Here is a 14,159-nt window from a genome sequence, read left to right on the forward strand (position 1 = left end):
TCTTATATACCAACCTATAGACCTATCAGTAACATAGCTGCGAAAAAGATATATAAGGAATTATACGAACAATGTTCTGTAGAGGTGTATATCTATTGAATATTAATTCTAGAAGATTAGCAACTACTTTTCATTCTATAAATCGGAAAGTCCATACCATTAAGTTTAAAGAAGTATATTTATGTATAAAAATTTTCTTAAGTTTTTTCTTACTGTAATAGCAGTAACTTTAATTACTAATGATACGTTTGCCACCGTAGAACCGAAAAAAGGGAGCCATAATACTATAAATACTCAGCAGAACAGAGGAAATTTAGGAATTCCTAATGATTTTATATATAAAGGAAAAATTATATCTCCACATTGTATTATTAAAAGGAAAAGTGATATTATTGACCTAGCAAAATGCCATAAAGAACTAGAGAGCAATATAACACCAATATATGAAATAAGCAGTAATGCAAATGAAATAAGAGCTATGGTACGGTATGAAGAACGAGATGAAAATGATAATAGTACTGAAGGCTATTGGATAAAATTTATAGGAGCTTTTGCCAAAGAACAATTGGCTATAGCCAATTACGAGGTTTATAACGGCAGGCACTTTTGGCCTCCTTGTTTAGAAATATTTTATTTTAAGCGCAATGGTGATCAGCTAATTATAAAGCCTTTATTAAACCAAGAAGATGATAGTATACATGACGCATACATAAAAAATGGTGTACTCTATTTTTCTAAGTTACTAAATAATCAAGAGACATGGTTGTTGATGAAAGAGGGGGCTAAATTGCAAGGAGATGTAAATGATGTGATACTGGGAGCAGAAGGCCCAATGAATTATTCCAGTAAAGCCTTTTTTCAGATACATGAACTAGATATAATGAATTCCAGAGGAATTTTCTCATCTGCACCATTATTTTTACCCTCTATACCATATAAAATAGAGTTTTGTTATGTGTGCCGTGGATCTTTTCATGCAGAAGACCTTATCCGAAATGAACCTGTAGAAATTTGGGAAGGTAAATACTGTAGCTCGTTACCATATATTGAGGTTTGGCTTAAATATGAGAAGAAAGGAAAACAAATCTTAAAGGTTGATGAGTTTGCATCATTTGTTCAAGCAGTTAAAGCTGTGTGTGACAGTTACAAAAAAAAGACTGGTACTGAAGTAAGAAAATAAATTAATGCCAAAGATAACAGATTTTTCCTCTCTAATCAAAGTGACTTATTAGAGCTTGCAACACAAGTAGGTAGTGTTAGCCAAGCATGTAAAATTATGGGCTATTCAAGAGATAGCTTTTATCGTTTTAAAGACTTGTATGAAACAGGCGGCGAAGCAGTGCTTGCTGACATGAACACACCAAATGAGTAGGAGATAAACTACAAAAAACTAAAAAACGGATCTATTAATTTGTCCACTTTTTTATTGCAAGATCAAAAACATAAATAAATTGTAATTTAAATGAAAATGTCATATTGTAATAAATAGCAATATAATATAATAATCATAAGAGATAAAATATGGAAAGAATAATAACAAGTATAGATCAACATGGTAGAATGCTTATACCTTCCTCTATTAGAGAAAAGTTTAATATGCATCCAGGTGAAAAGATAACTATAGAAATTGATAATAAGGAAATTAAAATTATTAATGCTGATCATATAATTGAGGAAATACATGAACTTTTTATGAAAAATCAAAGTAATAGGAAAATTTCTGTGGTAGATGATTTTATTGCTAGAAAACGTCAAGAATATTTAATTGAAGAAGCAAGAAGTAGTAAAAATGTCTAAAATAGTATTTGATGCATCAGCGCTAATCGCTTTATTTGCCAAAGAAGACGGATACCAATTTATTAAGAAGTATATGAAAGACGGAATTATCTCAAGTGTGAATATTGCTGAAGTTTATAAGTATTGTATCGAAGTACAAGGTTTAACAGAGGATGATGCAAAAACCCTTATTAAATTATCAGATATCAAAATTGTAGATTTTTGTCCTAAGCAAGCACTAATTAGTGCAAAGATCATTAATAAAACTTATGGTTTATCGCTTGGAGATAGAGCTTGTGTTGCACTTGCTATGCTTAAAAATTATCCAATTCTTACTTGTGATAAAATCTGGCAGAAACTAGATTTAGATATCCGGTTTATTATGGTAAGATAATGCCTAATGGACTTACAGATAATTTATTCTATAATATTTCTTATAGCAAGATTTGCAATTGTTATTAAATTTTCATAGTTTTTCAGCTTCTAATAATAAGAATATATTAGATTTTTTTATAATACTTAGTTCTTTATCCGTAAAAGCTTGTAAGGCGATTTCATCTAGAAATAGATCACATTTTCTAACATTGGTAAAACCAATTTGTTCCATTAATTGTTTTATGGTCTCAAAATTTCTTTGGTAGGAGGTTACAATATAATTTTCTGTAATTTCTATTTGTATAGGGCAACCATCAATATATTTATTATTCTTAGTTAAAGATTTTTGTTGCATGGCTCGAATTTTTGATGTCATTCCCGTGAGGCATTGTTGCGTGGATACCTAAACCGTCATGGCGAGGCGCTTCTTGGCGCCGTGGCCATCTAAGTATAAACATATTTTTATACTAAACTTGTTTAGTATTCTAATTAAATCCCTCATATATTCGGGATAGCCTGGATGGCTACAGCCACTTTGTGGTTTCGCCATGACGGATTTTTATTAATTTTTGAGCCATGCAACAACGCCTTTCTACTTAGACCTTATCCATTATGACATATAGTATAGATTTTTACTATAATCTTAAAGTCTTAAACTTTAGTTGCTTTTTTAAACAAGTCTCCTATGGAAACAAGTACCATTGGATGTGAAAAAGTAACCATTATAGAAACTATAAATAGATAACGTGCATCACATGCCATACTCAAAGGTATAAATACTAAAACCATACATAAAGCAGAAAGATTCATAAAAATTAATGATATGCCCAGTTTATTGATATTTTTTCTCAAAATCACAAACCCTAACGCAATATATAAAGGTATAAACCAGATATAGTATTGTGCTTTTGTTAAAAACTGTCCCTTGCTAATATATTTTAAAGTAAAGGCAGTTTGCCTGCTTTCTTCGTTGTACCCTTCCGGTGCAAGTTGTCCAATAGCATTGGAAGGAGCAGAATTTTCTGCATTTACTATATTCTTCCATAACAAAAGCCTATGTTTTAAGTACGACTTTGGATATTTTAATACAGTTTCAAACCAAAATTGCCAAAGCTCATTAAGTAGAACTGAATCGGTAGTATCATTTAATATTTTATCTTCACGAAACCATAAACTGTTTATAGAATAGTTATTATATGATTCCTTAATTTTTTCTAAAGTTAAATTCGGATTATCCATAATATATTGAGGAAAGAGTAATTGATCCTGATAATATGATATACCTGCTAAATCATATAGCTTTACCATTTGCCATGAGTGTCTATTACCAGTTTTTTTATCAGTAATCAAATAGTTATTTATACTTTCCTGAAGAGAAAATATAACGGTAAAAATGACTGTAGCGGTTATAATTTTTTTTATAACGCTATCGCTTTTTATAATGATTAAGCTAATCCATAAAGCCATAACAGGCAATATAAACCGTGCTTGAAACTTTACTGCAGTTCCATAAAATAAAATTACCGAAATTAATCCAAGCCGGAAAATATTTGGTTTTTTTTCAGTAACAGTAATGTATGTTAACAAAGAAGCAACATATATATAACTATATACAAATGATATGTCTTTCCATATTGCTATTGAATAAGATAATACCCAAGGTAAAAATGGGATAATAAAATATAAAAACTTGAACTTACTAATTAGATGATTAAATGTTCTATAAAAATTATAAACAGCTCCCCATAAAAGCGCTAAATGCCATAAAAGCATAGTGCCGGGGTTATTCCATAATTTCATCATGAAATGCCAACAAAATGCCATAAAAGGTGGGTGATGATAAATATAGTTAGCTGCTATAGCTTGATTATATTGGTCCCACGTATCGGGCGTAAATCCACCCGGATACAATAACCAAAAGTTGATAGCGCCTAATAGTAAACACAAAAATAATGCTAAATTATTTGAAATAGGATTTTTTTCTTTTATTAATTCTGTCATATTTTACTTAAACCGACGTTATTGCATGGCTACCGGAATCGTCATTGCGAGGAGGCATTTATGCCGACGCGGCAATCTAGTCCTTGTCATGCTGAACAAGTTTTGCGCATCTTTTTTTAATAGATCCTGAAATAAATTCAGGATGACTATGTTTTTCTGGATTGCCGCAGCCACTTCGTGGCTTCGCAATGACGAGTTTTTTATTAATTTCCGAGCCACGCAATAACGCTACTTAAACCTGTTAATTACTATTTAGAATATATAGAATTTGCCGGGAAGTAAAATAAAAATTTTAGGTTTAGAATATGGTGTGCTAAGCACAAATCCCCGCCGATAAACCGGAACAGTCTGTAAGATATGGGCAGCTTTACCTATCACTTGGCAGAATACCCATTTTTGCGGCTTTATTTTTTCATCTTCCAACGAGAGCAAGCCGCAGGCTGGAACTTGAACAAATTGCAAGCGACGGGAATTTATCTAAAAAATGCCTCATTTTTTGGATACTTTCCGTATCCTGCATCACTTATATATTTATTATAAAAAAATTCTTCAAATCTTTAAACGCGTCAAAGGCGTTAGACTTTAAATATTTTATAATATCAAAGGTTAATCTTGTAGTTTTTAATTTTGATATGTATTTATTTAAAGTATTTTGATTGATGCTCTTAATTGTTCTATCAATTTTTCCATTGTTTTACGTAAATCATCTATTGTTAAACCTTTAAGTCTTGCTTTTTCAACAATTCTATCCCACGCTGGCTGCGGTTGCACCAAATGACCGGTTTCACTCTTAAGGCTTGGAAATACCCACGGGTTTTTACTTTTTTGCTTTCTTCTATACAATATTTCAATTGCCTCATCAGTAAGAAATAAAGAGCGTGATTTTCCGTTTTTGATATCGGGTATATTCCATATTTTATTTCGCCAATCAATATCCTCCCATGCCATTGATAATAAAGGAGCTAAGTTTTCAGCCGTATGAATAGCAGTAGAAAAAAATCTTGCATTTGAGGAGCAGCTCTTTTTTTTAATGCTGTAAGAACGAGTTTTAAATTACTTACCTTAATCCTTTTAAATAAATATAAATTATATTATAATCCATGAAATCGTTGGATAAGGGCGTTGCATGGCTCGATAAAAGCAATAGTATGTCATTCCTGCTTTAGGTGAGGAATCCAGAAAAATATACTCATACTCGTCATTGCGAGCGACTGTTAAGGAGCGTGGCAATCCAGAAAATAATAAATCTCATAGCATTTTTTGCTATTTTTTTTCCTAGATTGCCACGTCGGGACTACGTCCCTCCTCGCAATGACGGGTAATGGATTCCCGTTTTCACGGGAATGACATAGAACATGCTTTAACCTATCCATGCAACAATGCTTTGAATAAGTGGCGATGAGACATAAATTTTAAGATAACATAAATTATAAAATAATGATTAATATTACCTTTCCCGATGGGAATTCTAAGCAATTTGCAAAAAATATTAGTGCTTTTGAAATAGCAAACAAAATTTCTACTTCTTTAGCAAAACAAGCAATAATTGTAGAAATAGACAATGAGCTAAAAGATTTAAGCACTATAATCAATACTGACTGTAAATTAAGAATTTTAACCGCTAAGGATACTGAATGCCTTGAGATAATAAGGCATGATGCAGCACATTTAACAGCCGAAGCGGTGAAAGAATTATTTCCGGAAACCGAAGTAACTATCGGTCCTGCCATAGAGAACGGTTTTTATTACGATTTTGCTAGAGATAAGCCGTTTATCACGGAAGATTTGGTAAAAATAGAAGCTAAAATGCAGGAAATTGTCAAAAGAAACGAACAGATTACTAGAGAGTTATGGGATCGTGATAAGGCTGTAGAGTTTTTTAAGTCAATAGGCGAGCATTATAAAGCAGAAATTATTGCCTCAATACCGGTGGGTGAGCCTATAACCCTCTACAGGCAAGGTAATTTTATTGATTTATGTCGTGGTCCGCATGCTCCTTCAACGGGCTTTGTCAAGCATTTTAAGTTAATGAAGGTAGCAGGAGCTTATTGGCGAGGTGATAGCCGTAACCCTATGTTGCAGCGTATTTACGGCACGGCATGGGCAACGAAAGAACAGTTAGATAGCTATCTTTATATGCTGGAAGAAGCAGAAAAACGTGATCACCGAAAGCTAGGGCGAGAGTTAGATTTATTCCATTTCCAAGAGGAAGCTCAAGGGATGGTATTCTGGCATGATAAAGGCTACGGTATTTATAATATTATTGAGCAATATATCAGAAGAAAGATTAAAAAAGTCGGCTACACAGAGGTTAAAACTCCGGTTTTAGTCGATAAAAGCCTATGGGAAGCGTCAGGACATTGGGAGAAGTTTAGAGAAGATATGTTCGCTCTAGAGACGGAAGATAAAATTTTAGCTTTAAAGCCGATGAATTGCCCTTGCCATGTGCAAATTTTTAAGCAAGGCATTAAAAGCTACCGCGATTTGCCTTTGCGTATGTCCGAGTTCGGCTTATGTCATAGAAATGAAGCATCGGGTGCATTGCACGGCCTTATGAGAGTTAGAAGCTTTGCTCAGGATGATGCTCATATTTTTTGTACCGAGGAACAAGTTACTAGTGAAACAGTAAGTTTTTGTAAGTTACTGACAGAGATATATAAAGATTTCGGTTTTACTAACTTTAAAATTAAATTTTCGGATCGTCCTTTAATTCGAGCCGGCAGCGATGAAGTTTGGGACAAAGCGGAAAATGCTTTAAAAGAAGCGGTAGAGGAGGCGGGTTATTCTTATACTCTAAATCCTGGAGACGGAGCATTTTACGGTCCGAAGCTTGAATTTGTTTTAACTGATGCAATAGGACGCGAATGGCAATGCGGTACGCTTCAGGTTGATTTTGTCATGCCTGAGCGTTTAGACGCTAATTATATCGCGGCAAGCGGTGAGAAAAAAAGACCTGTTATGCTTCATCGAGCTATTATCGGTACTTTTGAGCGATTTATCGGGATTTTAATCGAGGAATATGCCGGTCGTTTTCCGCTCTGGCTTGCGCCTGTTCAGGTAGCAATTGCCACCATTACTAGTGATTTAAACGATTATGCTCTTGAAGTGCAAAAAACTTTAATTAACCGTAATATAAGAGCTGATATTAATATTTCGCCTGATAAGATTAACTATAAGATTCGAGAATTTTCTAATCAAAAAGTGCCGTTAATCGCCGTAATAGGTAAACAAGAAATGGAAAATAACACCGTAACAATCAGAAAGCTTGGCGTAGAAGCGCAGGAAGTTTTGACTATAGAGCAATTAGTACAGTTAGTAAAAGAAGAGAATGCTAAATATTTGGGTTAGATATATTGGCATGAAGCGGTAGAAGCGTCACAATGTTATTCCCGCTTTTGCAGGCATTGTTGCGTGGATCGAATTTTCGATGTCATCATTCTAGCTAAAGGCGGGAATCCAGTCTTAGCTTATGTCATGCTGAACTTGTTTCAGCATCTAATTCAACAGATCCTGAAATAAATTCAGGATGACTTAAAAGATTTTTTCTAGATTCCCCTTTTCATGGGAATGACATATAACACTTTTTTAGAGCCATGCAGCAACACCTCCAGTTGCTCGCAATGACGGACTTTATAGACTCTAATAAGCGAAGCTATACTTTTTTGAGACAATTTTTGATCCACGCGGGTAATGCCGTGTGGGTAAACATCAATGGAAAGAAAAGCAATAACATGGCTTCAGAATTAAAGCAACTTATAGGAAGTAGGTTAATAAAATCTCGTCTTGAAGATGCTCCGGCGAGTGCGGGGGTTTACCGCATGTTTGATATTAGCAAACAAATTATTTATGTCGGTAAAGCTAAAAACCTAAAAAAACGTCTTACTAATTATATTAAAACTGACTTAGATACCAAAACCATTCGGATGGTAGCGGCTACTCATTTTTTGGAATATAGTGTTACAAATTCCGAGGTGGAGGCTCTGCTTTTAGAAGCACAGTTAATTAAAAAATTCCAACCGAAATTTAATATATTACTAAAAGACGATAAATCATTTCCTTTTATCAAATTACGTTTAGATCACGATTATCCTCAATTACTGAAATTTAGAGGGAGAAATTTAACAAACGGTAAATTTTTCGGTCCTTTTGCTTCTCCTGCTCATGTAATTACTACCTTAAAAGAATTACAAAAAATTTTTAAGTTACGTTCCTGCACCGATAATTATTTTAATACTCGTAAACGCCCATGCTTACAATATGAAATTAAGCGTTGTTATGCTCCTTGCGTTGGGAAAATTAATAAAGAACATTATGCCGAGCTAGTAACGCAAGTGAAAGATTTTTTGCAAGGTCGCACTAAAGAGCTGCAAGAAAATTTATCTAGCAAAATGGAAGAATTAAGCCGGCAAATGCGTTTTGAAGAAGCAGCGGAAATTAGGGATCGTATTAAAGCTTTAAGTTACGTGCAGCTGAAAGCCGGTATATTTAACGCCGTTAAAGATGCCGATGTGATTGCTATTATAGAAAAAAACGGTCATTATTGCGTAGAGGTGTTCCTCTACCGTATCGGTCAAGCGTGCGGTAATATTCCTTATTTTCCGATTCATACGGAGAATAGTAGCAAAGAAGAAGTTTTAGAATATTTTTTAACTCAATTCTATCAAAAACAACAGGCCCCACCGGAAATTATTCTCAATTGTTCTATAAATAATAAAGAGAATATAATAGAAGCTATAAAAAAATTTAATGATATAAGCAAGCTTAATATTACTGTACCCGTTAGCGGCGGTAAAGCCAAATTAGTAGAAAATGCTGAAGCAAATGCGGCTTTATCTTTAGATCAGTATTTAAAAAGATTTGCTAAAAATCAAACAGTTATGGCAGAAATCAAAGATTTATTTGATCTGCCGGAATTACCTGAACGTATTGAGGTATATGATAATAGCCATATTATGGGCAAGTTTGCAGTAGGAGCGATGATTATCGTCGGTAAATCCGGTTTCGATAAGAAAGAATATAGAATTTTTAATGTTGATAATACTATAGGCGATGATTTTGAGATGTTAAGGCAGGTGTTAACAAGAAGGCTTACAAGGCTAAAGCAAGAGCTGCATAAAACCCCAAGCTTAATGATTATCGACGGCGGGAAAGGACATTTAAGTGTAGTGAAAGAGGTAATGAATAAATTAGATATAAACTTGCCGTTTGTTTGTATGTCAAAAGGTCCAGATAGAAATGCCGGTCTTGAGCAGTTTCATATGGTAAATAGAGAGGTTTTTACTATAGATAAGAATCAGCCGCTGATGAAATATTTACAAATTCTGCGAGATGAGGCGCATAATTTCGCTATAAAAAATCATAGGCTCAGTAGGTCAAGAGCTATAAAAATCTCTAGTCTTGATCAAATAGAAAATATCGGAGAAACGCGCAAAAAAGCATTACTACATTATTTCGGTTCATACAAAGCAATATGTGAGGCTAGTATTGCCGAACTATCAAAAGTAAAAGGCATCAGCACCCCCTTAGCACAAATAATTTTTCAAGCGTTGAGGGAGGAGAGGTAGCGGTTCGGGGTTTTGATGTCATTTCTAGCGGCAGTTGGCAATGCCCGCGTGGATATCCTAAACGTCATTTTATCATACGGAGGACCTTCCATGCGATTTATGAAAATGTTATTTAATAAGGTCCCTAGCTTTTTATTATTTATATTTAGAAGATCTTTCGTACAAAATTCTGCTGCTTTTTCACAAGCCTTGTTATACCCCAAAATCATAGCAGATTGTAAATATTGCAGGGCCTTTATATAGTCATCATCACTTTTAGGTTTGTTATATAACTCTAAACCTTTGTTATATAATTCTTCCTTATTCAACGGAGCATAAAAATCTTGCACGGATTTTTTAAACTCACGCCAATAGCTTTTACCCATAACTAACCTCTAATTTTAACTTAAGAATTAAATCTAATATTATTTACTTAAAAAGAAAGCTCGCCCGCTGTAAAAGAAGATATTTTTTTTGTAGGGAGTTGTATAATTATTTTGCCGACTTCGTCGATGCCTTTAAATATACCGGTAATAGTGTTATTTCCGTCGTTAATCGTAACTGATTCATTTAGTTTATAAGCCTTTTCAAGCCATATTTTTCTAATCTCAATAAATCCTTTTTGTTCCCAAATTTGATAATATTTTTCAAAATTTACTATAAAAATATCAAGTAAAGCTTCCGGCCGGTGAATCTCCATATTTTCGGCAGATAAACTAGTGGTTAATTGATCTATGTTTAATGGATTACGGACTATATTAATTCCGACTCCGACAATAAGATAGTTATTATTTGCCACGGTAAGAGATTCAAGAAGTATACCGGAAATTTTTTTATCGTTGATCAGGATATCATTAGGCCATTTAAGTTTAATATTTTTAATGTTATTTTCTTCTCCAATGTCATTCTTGCGCTCTTTTATGTCATTCCCGCAAAGGCGGGAATCCGGTTCGTCATGCTGAACTTGTTTCAGCATCTTATTGTTAATAGATCCTGAAATAAATTCAGGATGACCGGAAGCCTTTCCTGGATTCCCGTTTTCACGGGAATGACACTGAAAAATAAGAGACTCTATAGTCTCATAGACGGCAAGCCCGGTTACAAACGATAATTGCGGAAAAAGAGTTAGTTCTTTATTTGGCTTTAATAATAAACTGGTATGTAAATTGCCGAGCAGGGATTGCCATTTTTTACCTTTCCGAGTGCGTCCTTGCGTTTGAGTTTTTGCAAGTATAGCATAATTTAAAGAAGGATTAGTTTTTGCGATTCTAATAGCCTCTAGGTTGGTACTGTCTATTTCATCGAAGATTAGTAATTTATAGTTATTCATATGTTAAGTATATGTTGTAATACCGTGGCGGCATATTGCGTGGATCGGAATTAACACAAAAACCCCGTCATTGCGAACGAGCGTTGTTGCGTGGCTTGATAAAAGTGCCGTGTGTCATTCCCGCGAAGGCGGGAACCCAGACTTTTTCTTGTCATGCTGAATAAGTTTTTCGCATCTTTTTTAGTAGATCCTGAAATAAATTCAAGATGACTTTTATACTTTTTTCTGGATTCCCGCTTTCGCGGGAATGACATCAAATAGGCTTTTTCTTTAAACTATAAGCCTATAATAGCAAGCTTTATTTCAAAATTTAATAAAAAAAGAGGCAAAAAGTAAAAAACCTATAACAATGGAATTAATTAATAATAATCCATATTGCGTCGGTATTTTTTTCTCGATTAGCTCAATATTTTCGACAAAATACATGGTTTTAATAATTTTGAGATAATAATAAGCGGCGATAATACTAGTAAAAATACCAACAAAAGCTAATAAATATTCCCCTTTATTAATTGCTTGATAAAAAAGATAATATTTTCCTAAAAAGCCGGCTAACGGCGGGATGCCTATCATGGAAAACATAATAATTGTTATGGCACCTGCTATTGCTTTGTGGTTTGCCGATATTCCTTGTATACTGTCAAAAGTTGCTTTATCTGCTTCACTCCCGAGCAGTGCTATTAAACATGCAAAAAACCCTATTGTGCCGGTGGCATATATCAGCATATAAAGCATAGCGGCAAAATTTCCTTCTGAGTTATGCAAGGCTACCCCGACCAACACATAGCCGATATTTAAAATAGTACTATAGGCCATTAATCTTTTTAAAGATGTTTGCCTAATCGCTCCCAAAGCTCCGAAAATCATTGATAATACGGCAATTATTTTTATTAAATTAATGCTAATAGGGTGATAATCACCGACCACTAAGTTCATTATATTTAACAAGATTGCAACCATGCCGATTTTTGAAGCGGTAGCAAAATAAGTAACCGAGCTTACGGGTGAGCCTTCATATACCTCCGGTACCCATGAATGCATAGGAACGCTAGAGAGTTTAAAGAATAAGCTGCTTAAAAAAAGTACAATTCCGACTACTAAACCGATATTTGCATTAGAAGTATTTAATTTATATAAAATATCGCTAAACTCTAAACTTCCGCCGAAGCCGTATATAAAAGAAATACCGAATAACGATAAACAGCTAACTAAGCTTCCTAAAATAAAATATTTAAGCGCCCCTTCCGATGATTTAATATCGTTTAATTTAAAGCCGGCGAGAACATAAGCTATTAAAGCCGGCAACTCCATAGCACAAAATAATAGCAAAAAATTCCGTGCCGAGATTGCAACAAAAATTCCTGCAGTTGATAATAACACTAAGGTAAAGAATTCATTTTTTAATTCTTCGGAGCTAGTAGCACAGTAATCGCGGTAAATTATCATAGTCATTATCGTAAATATTAAGACTATAGCTTTATAGCTACCCGTAACCGAGTTAGTAACGAAGGAATCGTTAAATGCCGTAGCTTCTTGAGCAGAAATTTTTAGAGTCACAAAAACTAATATTATCGATAGTAAAATAGTGAGATTAACAATAATTTTATTTTTACTGCTAAAAAATATTGCAAATATTTGCGTAAAAAGTGCTATTAGCGTAAGTGATAATTCAGGAATTATAATATTAAATTGTTCGAGCATGAGATTATTCATAAAAAAATAGATATTAGTAACGCCGGTTTAGGATAAGATTTTTAAAAAAATCTTATCCTAATACTGATAGAAATAAGGAAAAATGATAGCTTAAGGCGGCTTAGCGCTATCATTTTGCCCTATAATCCTGCTAATTATATTTAGAATTAAATATAATTAGCAGTAAATATTAATTTTATAATCAAGGGTGAAGCCGCCTTTACCCTTGATTATTCAGCTTTTGAACCGAATTTAGGATAAGAACTTATCCTAAATTCGCGTTAGTAAATAAATAATGCTTAATCAATAAGCTTCATTATTTTATATATTATAACATATTACTCTATCATATTTTCGTTCTTTTTTCTTCCTCTTTATGCTATATTCGTATAATCTACAGTTAATAAAATTTATGTTTAAATATTTTAGTTAAAAATGCATTTAGTATCATTTATATTAGTATGGTTAAATACATTATTCCGTCAATGGTGGCTATCCGTTAGCTCGATAAATTTTTATAAAGATGTTTATAGGAATTACCAAGGATACGGTATTAGATATTTATTTGTCGTTTCTTTTATCCCTTCAATAATTTATTGTATTTTTGTATTAAATTATATAGTAACGTTGAAAGATTATTTTAACGGCAAGCATTTATCAAAAGCTACCGAAAGCATTGAATATATTATAAATCAGCTGCCGGATATTCAATATAACGGTATAAAAATTTCCTTAGAAGAGGAAGGGCCTTTATATTTATATAGCAAAAATAAAAATAAAATAGTAGCTATTGATATTAATAACCAGCTACCGCTTAACGAAAAAAGTAAGATACCTATTATTTTAACCGCAAATAAGCTTATAATAAATTTAGTAGAAGCCACTACTAAGAAAAAGTTAACTACCGATATTGAATATTCTAAAATATTTGATCCAAGTCAAAAAGCTTTAACTCCTGAGATAATAAAAAAATATTGTGCAGATAGTTTAGCTAGCATTCCGACCGTCTTTATTTATATAGGGATGCCGATTATAATTCTTTTTTGGTTTGTTACTTTTTTATTTGAAAAAAGTTTTATAATTTTATTAGTTTACGTTTTAACTAATTTATTCGGTCCTAAATCCCCAATGAAAACCTGTGTAAGATTAGTGATGTTTGCTAGTGGCGTGCCGGTATTACTTCAACCTATTATTACGTTACTCTCTCCTGCGCTTGGTGAGGCGATACTTTTCCTCCAAATGTTTACTGTTGGATTGTTGTTTGCGGCACTTTGGCAAATAAAAAATAAAGAAATGTTCGGTAAATATAGTTAGAGAGAGGTTGGATAGAATTTTCCTACTCTTTAAACGCCGATTTAGGATAAGAATTTATCCTAAATTCGTGTTTTAAGATATGCGTCTTTTTAGCGGTGTTGTTGCATGGCTCTAAAAAAGTGCCGTAT

The 14,159-nt window shown here is 33.3% G+C and carries 19 protein-coding genes and 1 pseudogene; 7 read left to right on the plus strand and 13 right to left on the minus strand.

All coding sequences use genetic code 11. The features are described from left to right. Positions 1-181: 181 nt before the first annotated feature. The 4 genes and pseudogenes from AAGD64_RS04070 to AAGD64_RS04085 all read left to right on the plus strand — a co-directional run bounded on the left by AAGD64_RS04070 (position 182) and on the right by AAGD64_RS04085 (position 2,170). Complete coding sequence (locus tag AAGD64_RS04070) at positions 182-1,180, plus strand: hypothetical protein (RefSeq protein ID WP_341793957.1); 999 nt, start codon at positions 182-184, stop codon at positions 1,178-1,180. Beyond that, a pseudogene (locus tag AAGD64_RS04075) lies at positions 1,181-1,357 on the plus strand (helix-turn-helix domain-containing protein); the annotation flags it as partial. Positions 1,358-1,560: 203 nt separating this feature from the next. Continuing rightward, entirely contained in the window at positions 1,561-1,797 is a 237-nt protein-coding gene (locus AAGD64_RS04080; RefSeq protein ID WP_341793958.1) for an AbrB/MazE/SpoVT family DNA-binding domain-containing protein, read from the plus strand. Then, positions 1,766-2,170 carry a type II toxin-antitoxin system VapC family toxin gene (locus AAGD64_RS04085; RefSeq protein ID WP_341793959.1) on the plus strand — a complete coding sequence of 135 codons (405 nt, stop codon included), beginning with the start codon at positions 1,766-1,768 and terminating at the stop codon, positions 2,168-2,170. Before AAGD64_RS04080 ends, AAGD64_RS04085 begins: the two co-directional genes overlap by 32 nt. A gap of 72 nt (positions 2,171-2,242) precedes the next feature. On the opposite strand, the gene AAGD64_RS04090 is transcribed toward AAGD64_RS04085, so the two are convergent. The 9 genes from AAGD64_RS04090 to AAGD64_RS04130 form a co-directional block, all read right to left on the minus strand. Beyond that, complete coding sequence (locus tag AAGD64_RS04090; protein WP_341793960.1) at positions 2,243-2,527, minus strand: hypothetical protein; 285 nt, start codon at positions 2,525-2,527, stop codon at positions 2,243-2,245. After that, positions 2,484-2,609 carry a hypothetical protein gene (locus tag AAGD64_RS04095; RefSeq protein ID WP_341793961.1) on the minus strand — a complete coding sequence of 42 codons (126 nt, stop codon included), beginning with the start codon at positions 2,607-2,609 and terminating at the stop codon, positions 2,484-2,486. Before AAGD64_RS04095 ends, AAGD64_RS04090 begins: the two co-directional genes overlap by 44 nt. Further along, entirely contained in the window at positions 2,555-2,701 is a 147-nt protein-coding gene (locus AAGD64_RS04100) for a hypothetical protein (protein ID WP_341793962.1), read from the minus strand. Before AAGD64_RS04100 ends, AAGD64_RS04095 begins: the two co-directional genes overlap by 55 nt. A 101-nt stretch (positions 2,702-2,802) precedes the next feature. After that, positions 2,803-4,152, minus strand: coding sequence for a hypothetical protein (locus AAGD64_RS04105; RefSeq protein ID WP_341793964.1), 1,350 nt, complete (start codon positions 4,150-4,152; stop codon positions 2,803-2,805). A gap of 18 nt (positions 4,153-4,170) precedes the next feature. Further along, positions 4,171-4,371: a hypothetical protein gene (locus tag AAGD64_RS04110; protein ID WP_341793965.1), complete on the minus strand. Its 201-nt coding sequence runs from the start codon at positions 4,369-4,371 to the stop codon at positions 4,171-4,173. A 33-nt stretch (positions 4,372-4,404) separates the two neighbouring features. Next, positions 4,405-4,575 (minus strand): hypothetical protein, encoded by a 171-nt coding sequence (locus AAGD64_RS04115; protein ID WP_341793966.1) that lies wholly within the window; start codon positions 4,573-4,575, stop codon positions 4,405-4,407. 219 nt (positions 4,576-4,794) lie between these two features. After that, complete coding sequence (locus AAGD64_RS04120) at positions 4,795-5,100, minus strand: tyrosine-type recombinase/integrase (protein WP_341793967.1); 306 nt, start codon at positions 5,098-5,100, stop codon at positions 4,795-4,797. 138 nt (positions 5,101-5,238) lie between these two features. Next, a complete protein-coding gene (locus AAGD64_RS04125) occupies positions 5,239-5,382 on the minus strand; it encodes a hypothetical protein (protein ID WP_341793968.1) in 144 nt (47 codons plus the stop codon). Next, positions 5,367-5,525, minus strand: a complete 159-nt coding sequence (locus AAGD64_RS04130) for a hypothetical protein (RefSeq protein WP_341793969.1) — start codon at positions 5,523-5,525, stop codon at positions 5,367-5,369. The genes AAGD64_RS04125 and AAGD64_RS04130 overlap by 16 nt, the downstream gene beginning before the upstream one ends. 64 nt (positions 5,526-5,589) lie before the next feature. Between AAGD64_RS04130 and thrS the strand changes: the two genes are divergently transcribed. Both thrS and uvrC read left to right on the plus strand, forming a co-directional pair. Next, positions 5,590-7,500 (plus strand): threonine--tRNA ligase, encoded by a 1,911-nt coding sequence (gene thrS / locus AAGD64_RS04135; protein ID WP_341793970.1) that lies wholly within the window; start codon positions 5,590-5,592, stop codon positions 7,498-7,500. A 383-nt stretch (positions 7,501-7,883) separates the two neighbouring features. Beyond that, entirely contained in the window at positions 7,884-9,716 is a 1,833-nt protein-coding gene (gene uvrC, locus AAGD64_RS04140) for an excinuclease ABC subunit UvrC (RefSeq protein ID WP_341794153.1), read from the plus strand. Here the strand turns inward: uvrC and AAGD64_RS04145 are convergent. From AAGD64_RS04145 to nuoN, 4 genes are read right to left on the minus strand one after another with little or no spacing between them, the layout of a single operon-like run. Then, positions 9,692-10,081, minus strand: a complete 390-nt coding sequence (locus tag AAGD64_RS04145; RefSeq protein WP_341793971.1) for a hypothetical protein — start codon at positions 10,079-10,081, stop codon at positions 9,692-9,694. The genes uvrC and AAGD64_RS04145 overlap by 25 nt on opposite strands. Before the next feature lie 47 nt (positions 10,082-10,128). Beyond that, on the minus strand, positions 10,129-11,025 hold the full coding sequence (locus tag AAGD64_RS04150; protein ID WP_253307797.1) for a biotin--[acetyl-CoA-carboxylase] ligase: 897 nt from the start codon (positions 11,023-11,025) through the stop codon (positions 10,129-10,131). A 50-nt stretch (positions 11,026-11,075) separates the two neighbouring features. Next, positions 11,076-11,279 carry a hypothetical protein gene (locus AAGD64_RS04155; protein WP_341793972.1) on the minus strand — a complete coding sequence of 68 codons (204 nt, stop codon included), beginning with the start codon at positions 11,277-11,279 and terminating at the stop codon, positions 11,076-11,078. 49 nt (positions 11,280-11,328) lie between these two features. Further along, a complete protein-coding gene (nuoN, locus tag AAGD64_RS04160; protein ID WP_341793973.1) occupies positions 11,329-12,726 on the minus strand; it encodes an NADH-quinone oxidoreductase subunit NuoN in 1,398 nt (465 codons plus the stop codon). Positions 12,727-13,152: 426 nt separating this feature from the next. On the opposite strand from nuoN, the gene AAGD64_RS04165 reads away from it, so the two are divergent. Then, positions 13,153-14,031: a DUF1189 family protein gene (locus AAGD64_RS04165; RefSeq protein WP_341793974.1), complete on the plus strand. Its 879-nt coding sequence runs from the start codon at positions 13,153-13,155 to the stop codon at positions 14,029-14,031. The last annotated feature ends 128 nt before the right edge of the window (positions 14,032-14,159 follow it).

The sequence above is a fragment of the Rickettsia endosymbiont of Ceutorhynchus obstrictus genome, assembly GCF_964026565.1.
Classification (GTDB): domain Bacteria; phylum Pseudomonadota; class Alphaproteobacteria; order Rickettsiales; family Rickettsiaceae; genus Rickettsia.

What these genes read in the sequence shown, in the direction of transcription:
- AAGD64_RS04070 (WP_341793957.1), top strand. Translation starts at nt 182, where the DNA reads ATGTATAAAAATTTTCTTAAGTTTTTTCTTACTGTAATAGCAGTAACT.
- AAGD64_RS04080 (WP_341793958.1), top strand. Translation starts at nt 1,561, where the DNA reads ATGCTTATACCTTCCTCTATTAGAGAAAAGTTTAATATGCATCCAGGT.
- AAGD64_RS04090 (WP_341793960.1), bottom strand. Translation starts at nt 2,527, where the DNA reads ATGACATCAAAAATTCGAGCCATGCAACAAAAATCTTTAACTAAGAAT.
- AAGD64_RS04095 (WP_341793961.1), bottom strand. Translation starts at nt 2,609, where the DNA reads ATGTTTATACTTAGATGGCCACGGCGCCAAGAAGCGCCTCGCCATGAC.
- AAGD64_RS04100 (WP_341793962.1), bottom strand. Translation starts at nt 2,701, where the DNA reads ATGGCGAAACCACAAAGTGGCTGTAGCCATCCAGGCTATCCCGAATAT.
- AAGD64_RS04105 (WP_341793964.1), bottom strand. Translation starts at nt 4,152, where the DNA reads ATGACAGAATTAATAAAAGAAAAAAATCCTATTTCAAATAATTTAGCA.
- AAGD64_RS04120 (WP_341793967.1), bottom strand. Translation starts at nt 5,100, where the DNA reads ATGGCATGGGAGGATATTGATTGGCGAAATAAAATATGGAATATACCC.
- AAGD64_RS04130 (WP_341793969.1), bottom strand. Translation starts at nt 5,525, where the DNA reads ATGGATAGGTTAAAGCATGTTCTATGTCATTCCCGTGAAAACGGGAAT.
- thrS (WP_341793970.1), top strand. Translation starts at nt 5,590, where the DNA reads ATGATTAATATTACCTTTCCCGATGGGAATTCTAAGCAATTTGCAAAA.
- uvrC (WP_341794153.1), top strand. Translation starts at nt 7,884, where the DNA reads ATGGCTTCAGAATTAAAGCAACTTATAGGAAGTAGGTTAATAAAATCT.
- AAGD64_RS04145 (WP_341793971.1), bottom strand. Translation starts at nt 10,081, where the DNA reads ATGGGTAAAAGCTATTGGCGTGAGTTTAAAAAATCCGTGCAAGATTTT.
- AAGD64_RS04150 (WP_253307797.1), bottom strand. Translation starts at nt 11,025, where the DNA reads ATGAATAACTATAAATTACTAATCTTCGATGAAATAGACAGTACCAAC.
- AAGD64_RS04155 (WP_341793972.1), bottom strand. Translation starts at nt 11,279, where the DNA reads ATGTCATTCCCGCGAAAGCGGGAATCCAGAAAAAAGTATAAAAGTCAT.
- nuoN (WP_341793973.1), bottom strand. Translation starts at nt 12,726, where the DNA reads ATGCTCGAACAATTTAATATTATAATTCCTGAATTATCACTTACGCTA.
- AAGD64_RS04165 (WP_341793974.1), top strand. Translation starts at nt 13,153, where the DNA reads ATGCATTTAGTATCATTTATATTAGTATGGTTAAATACATTATTCCGT.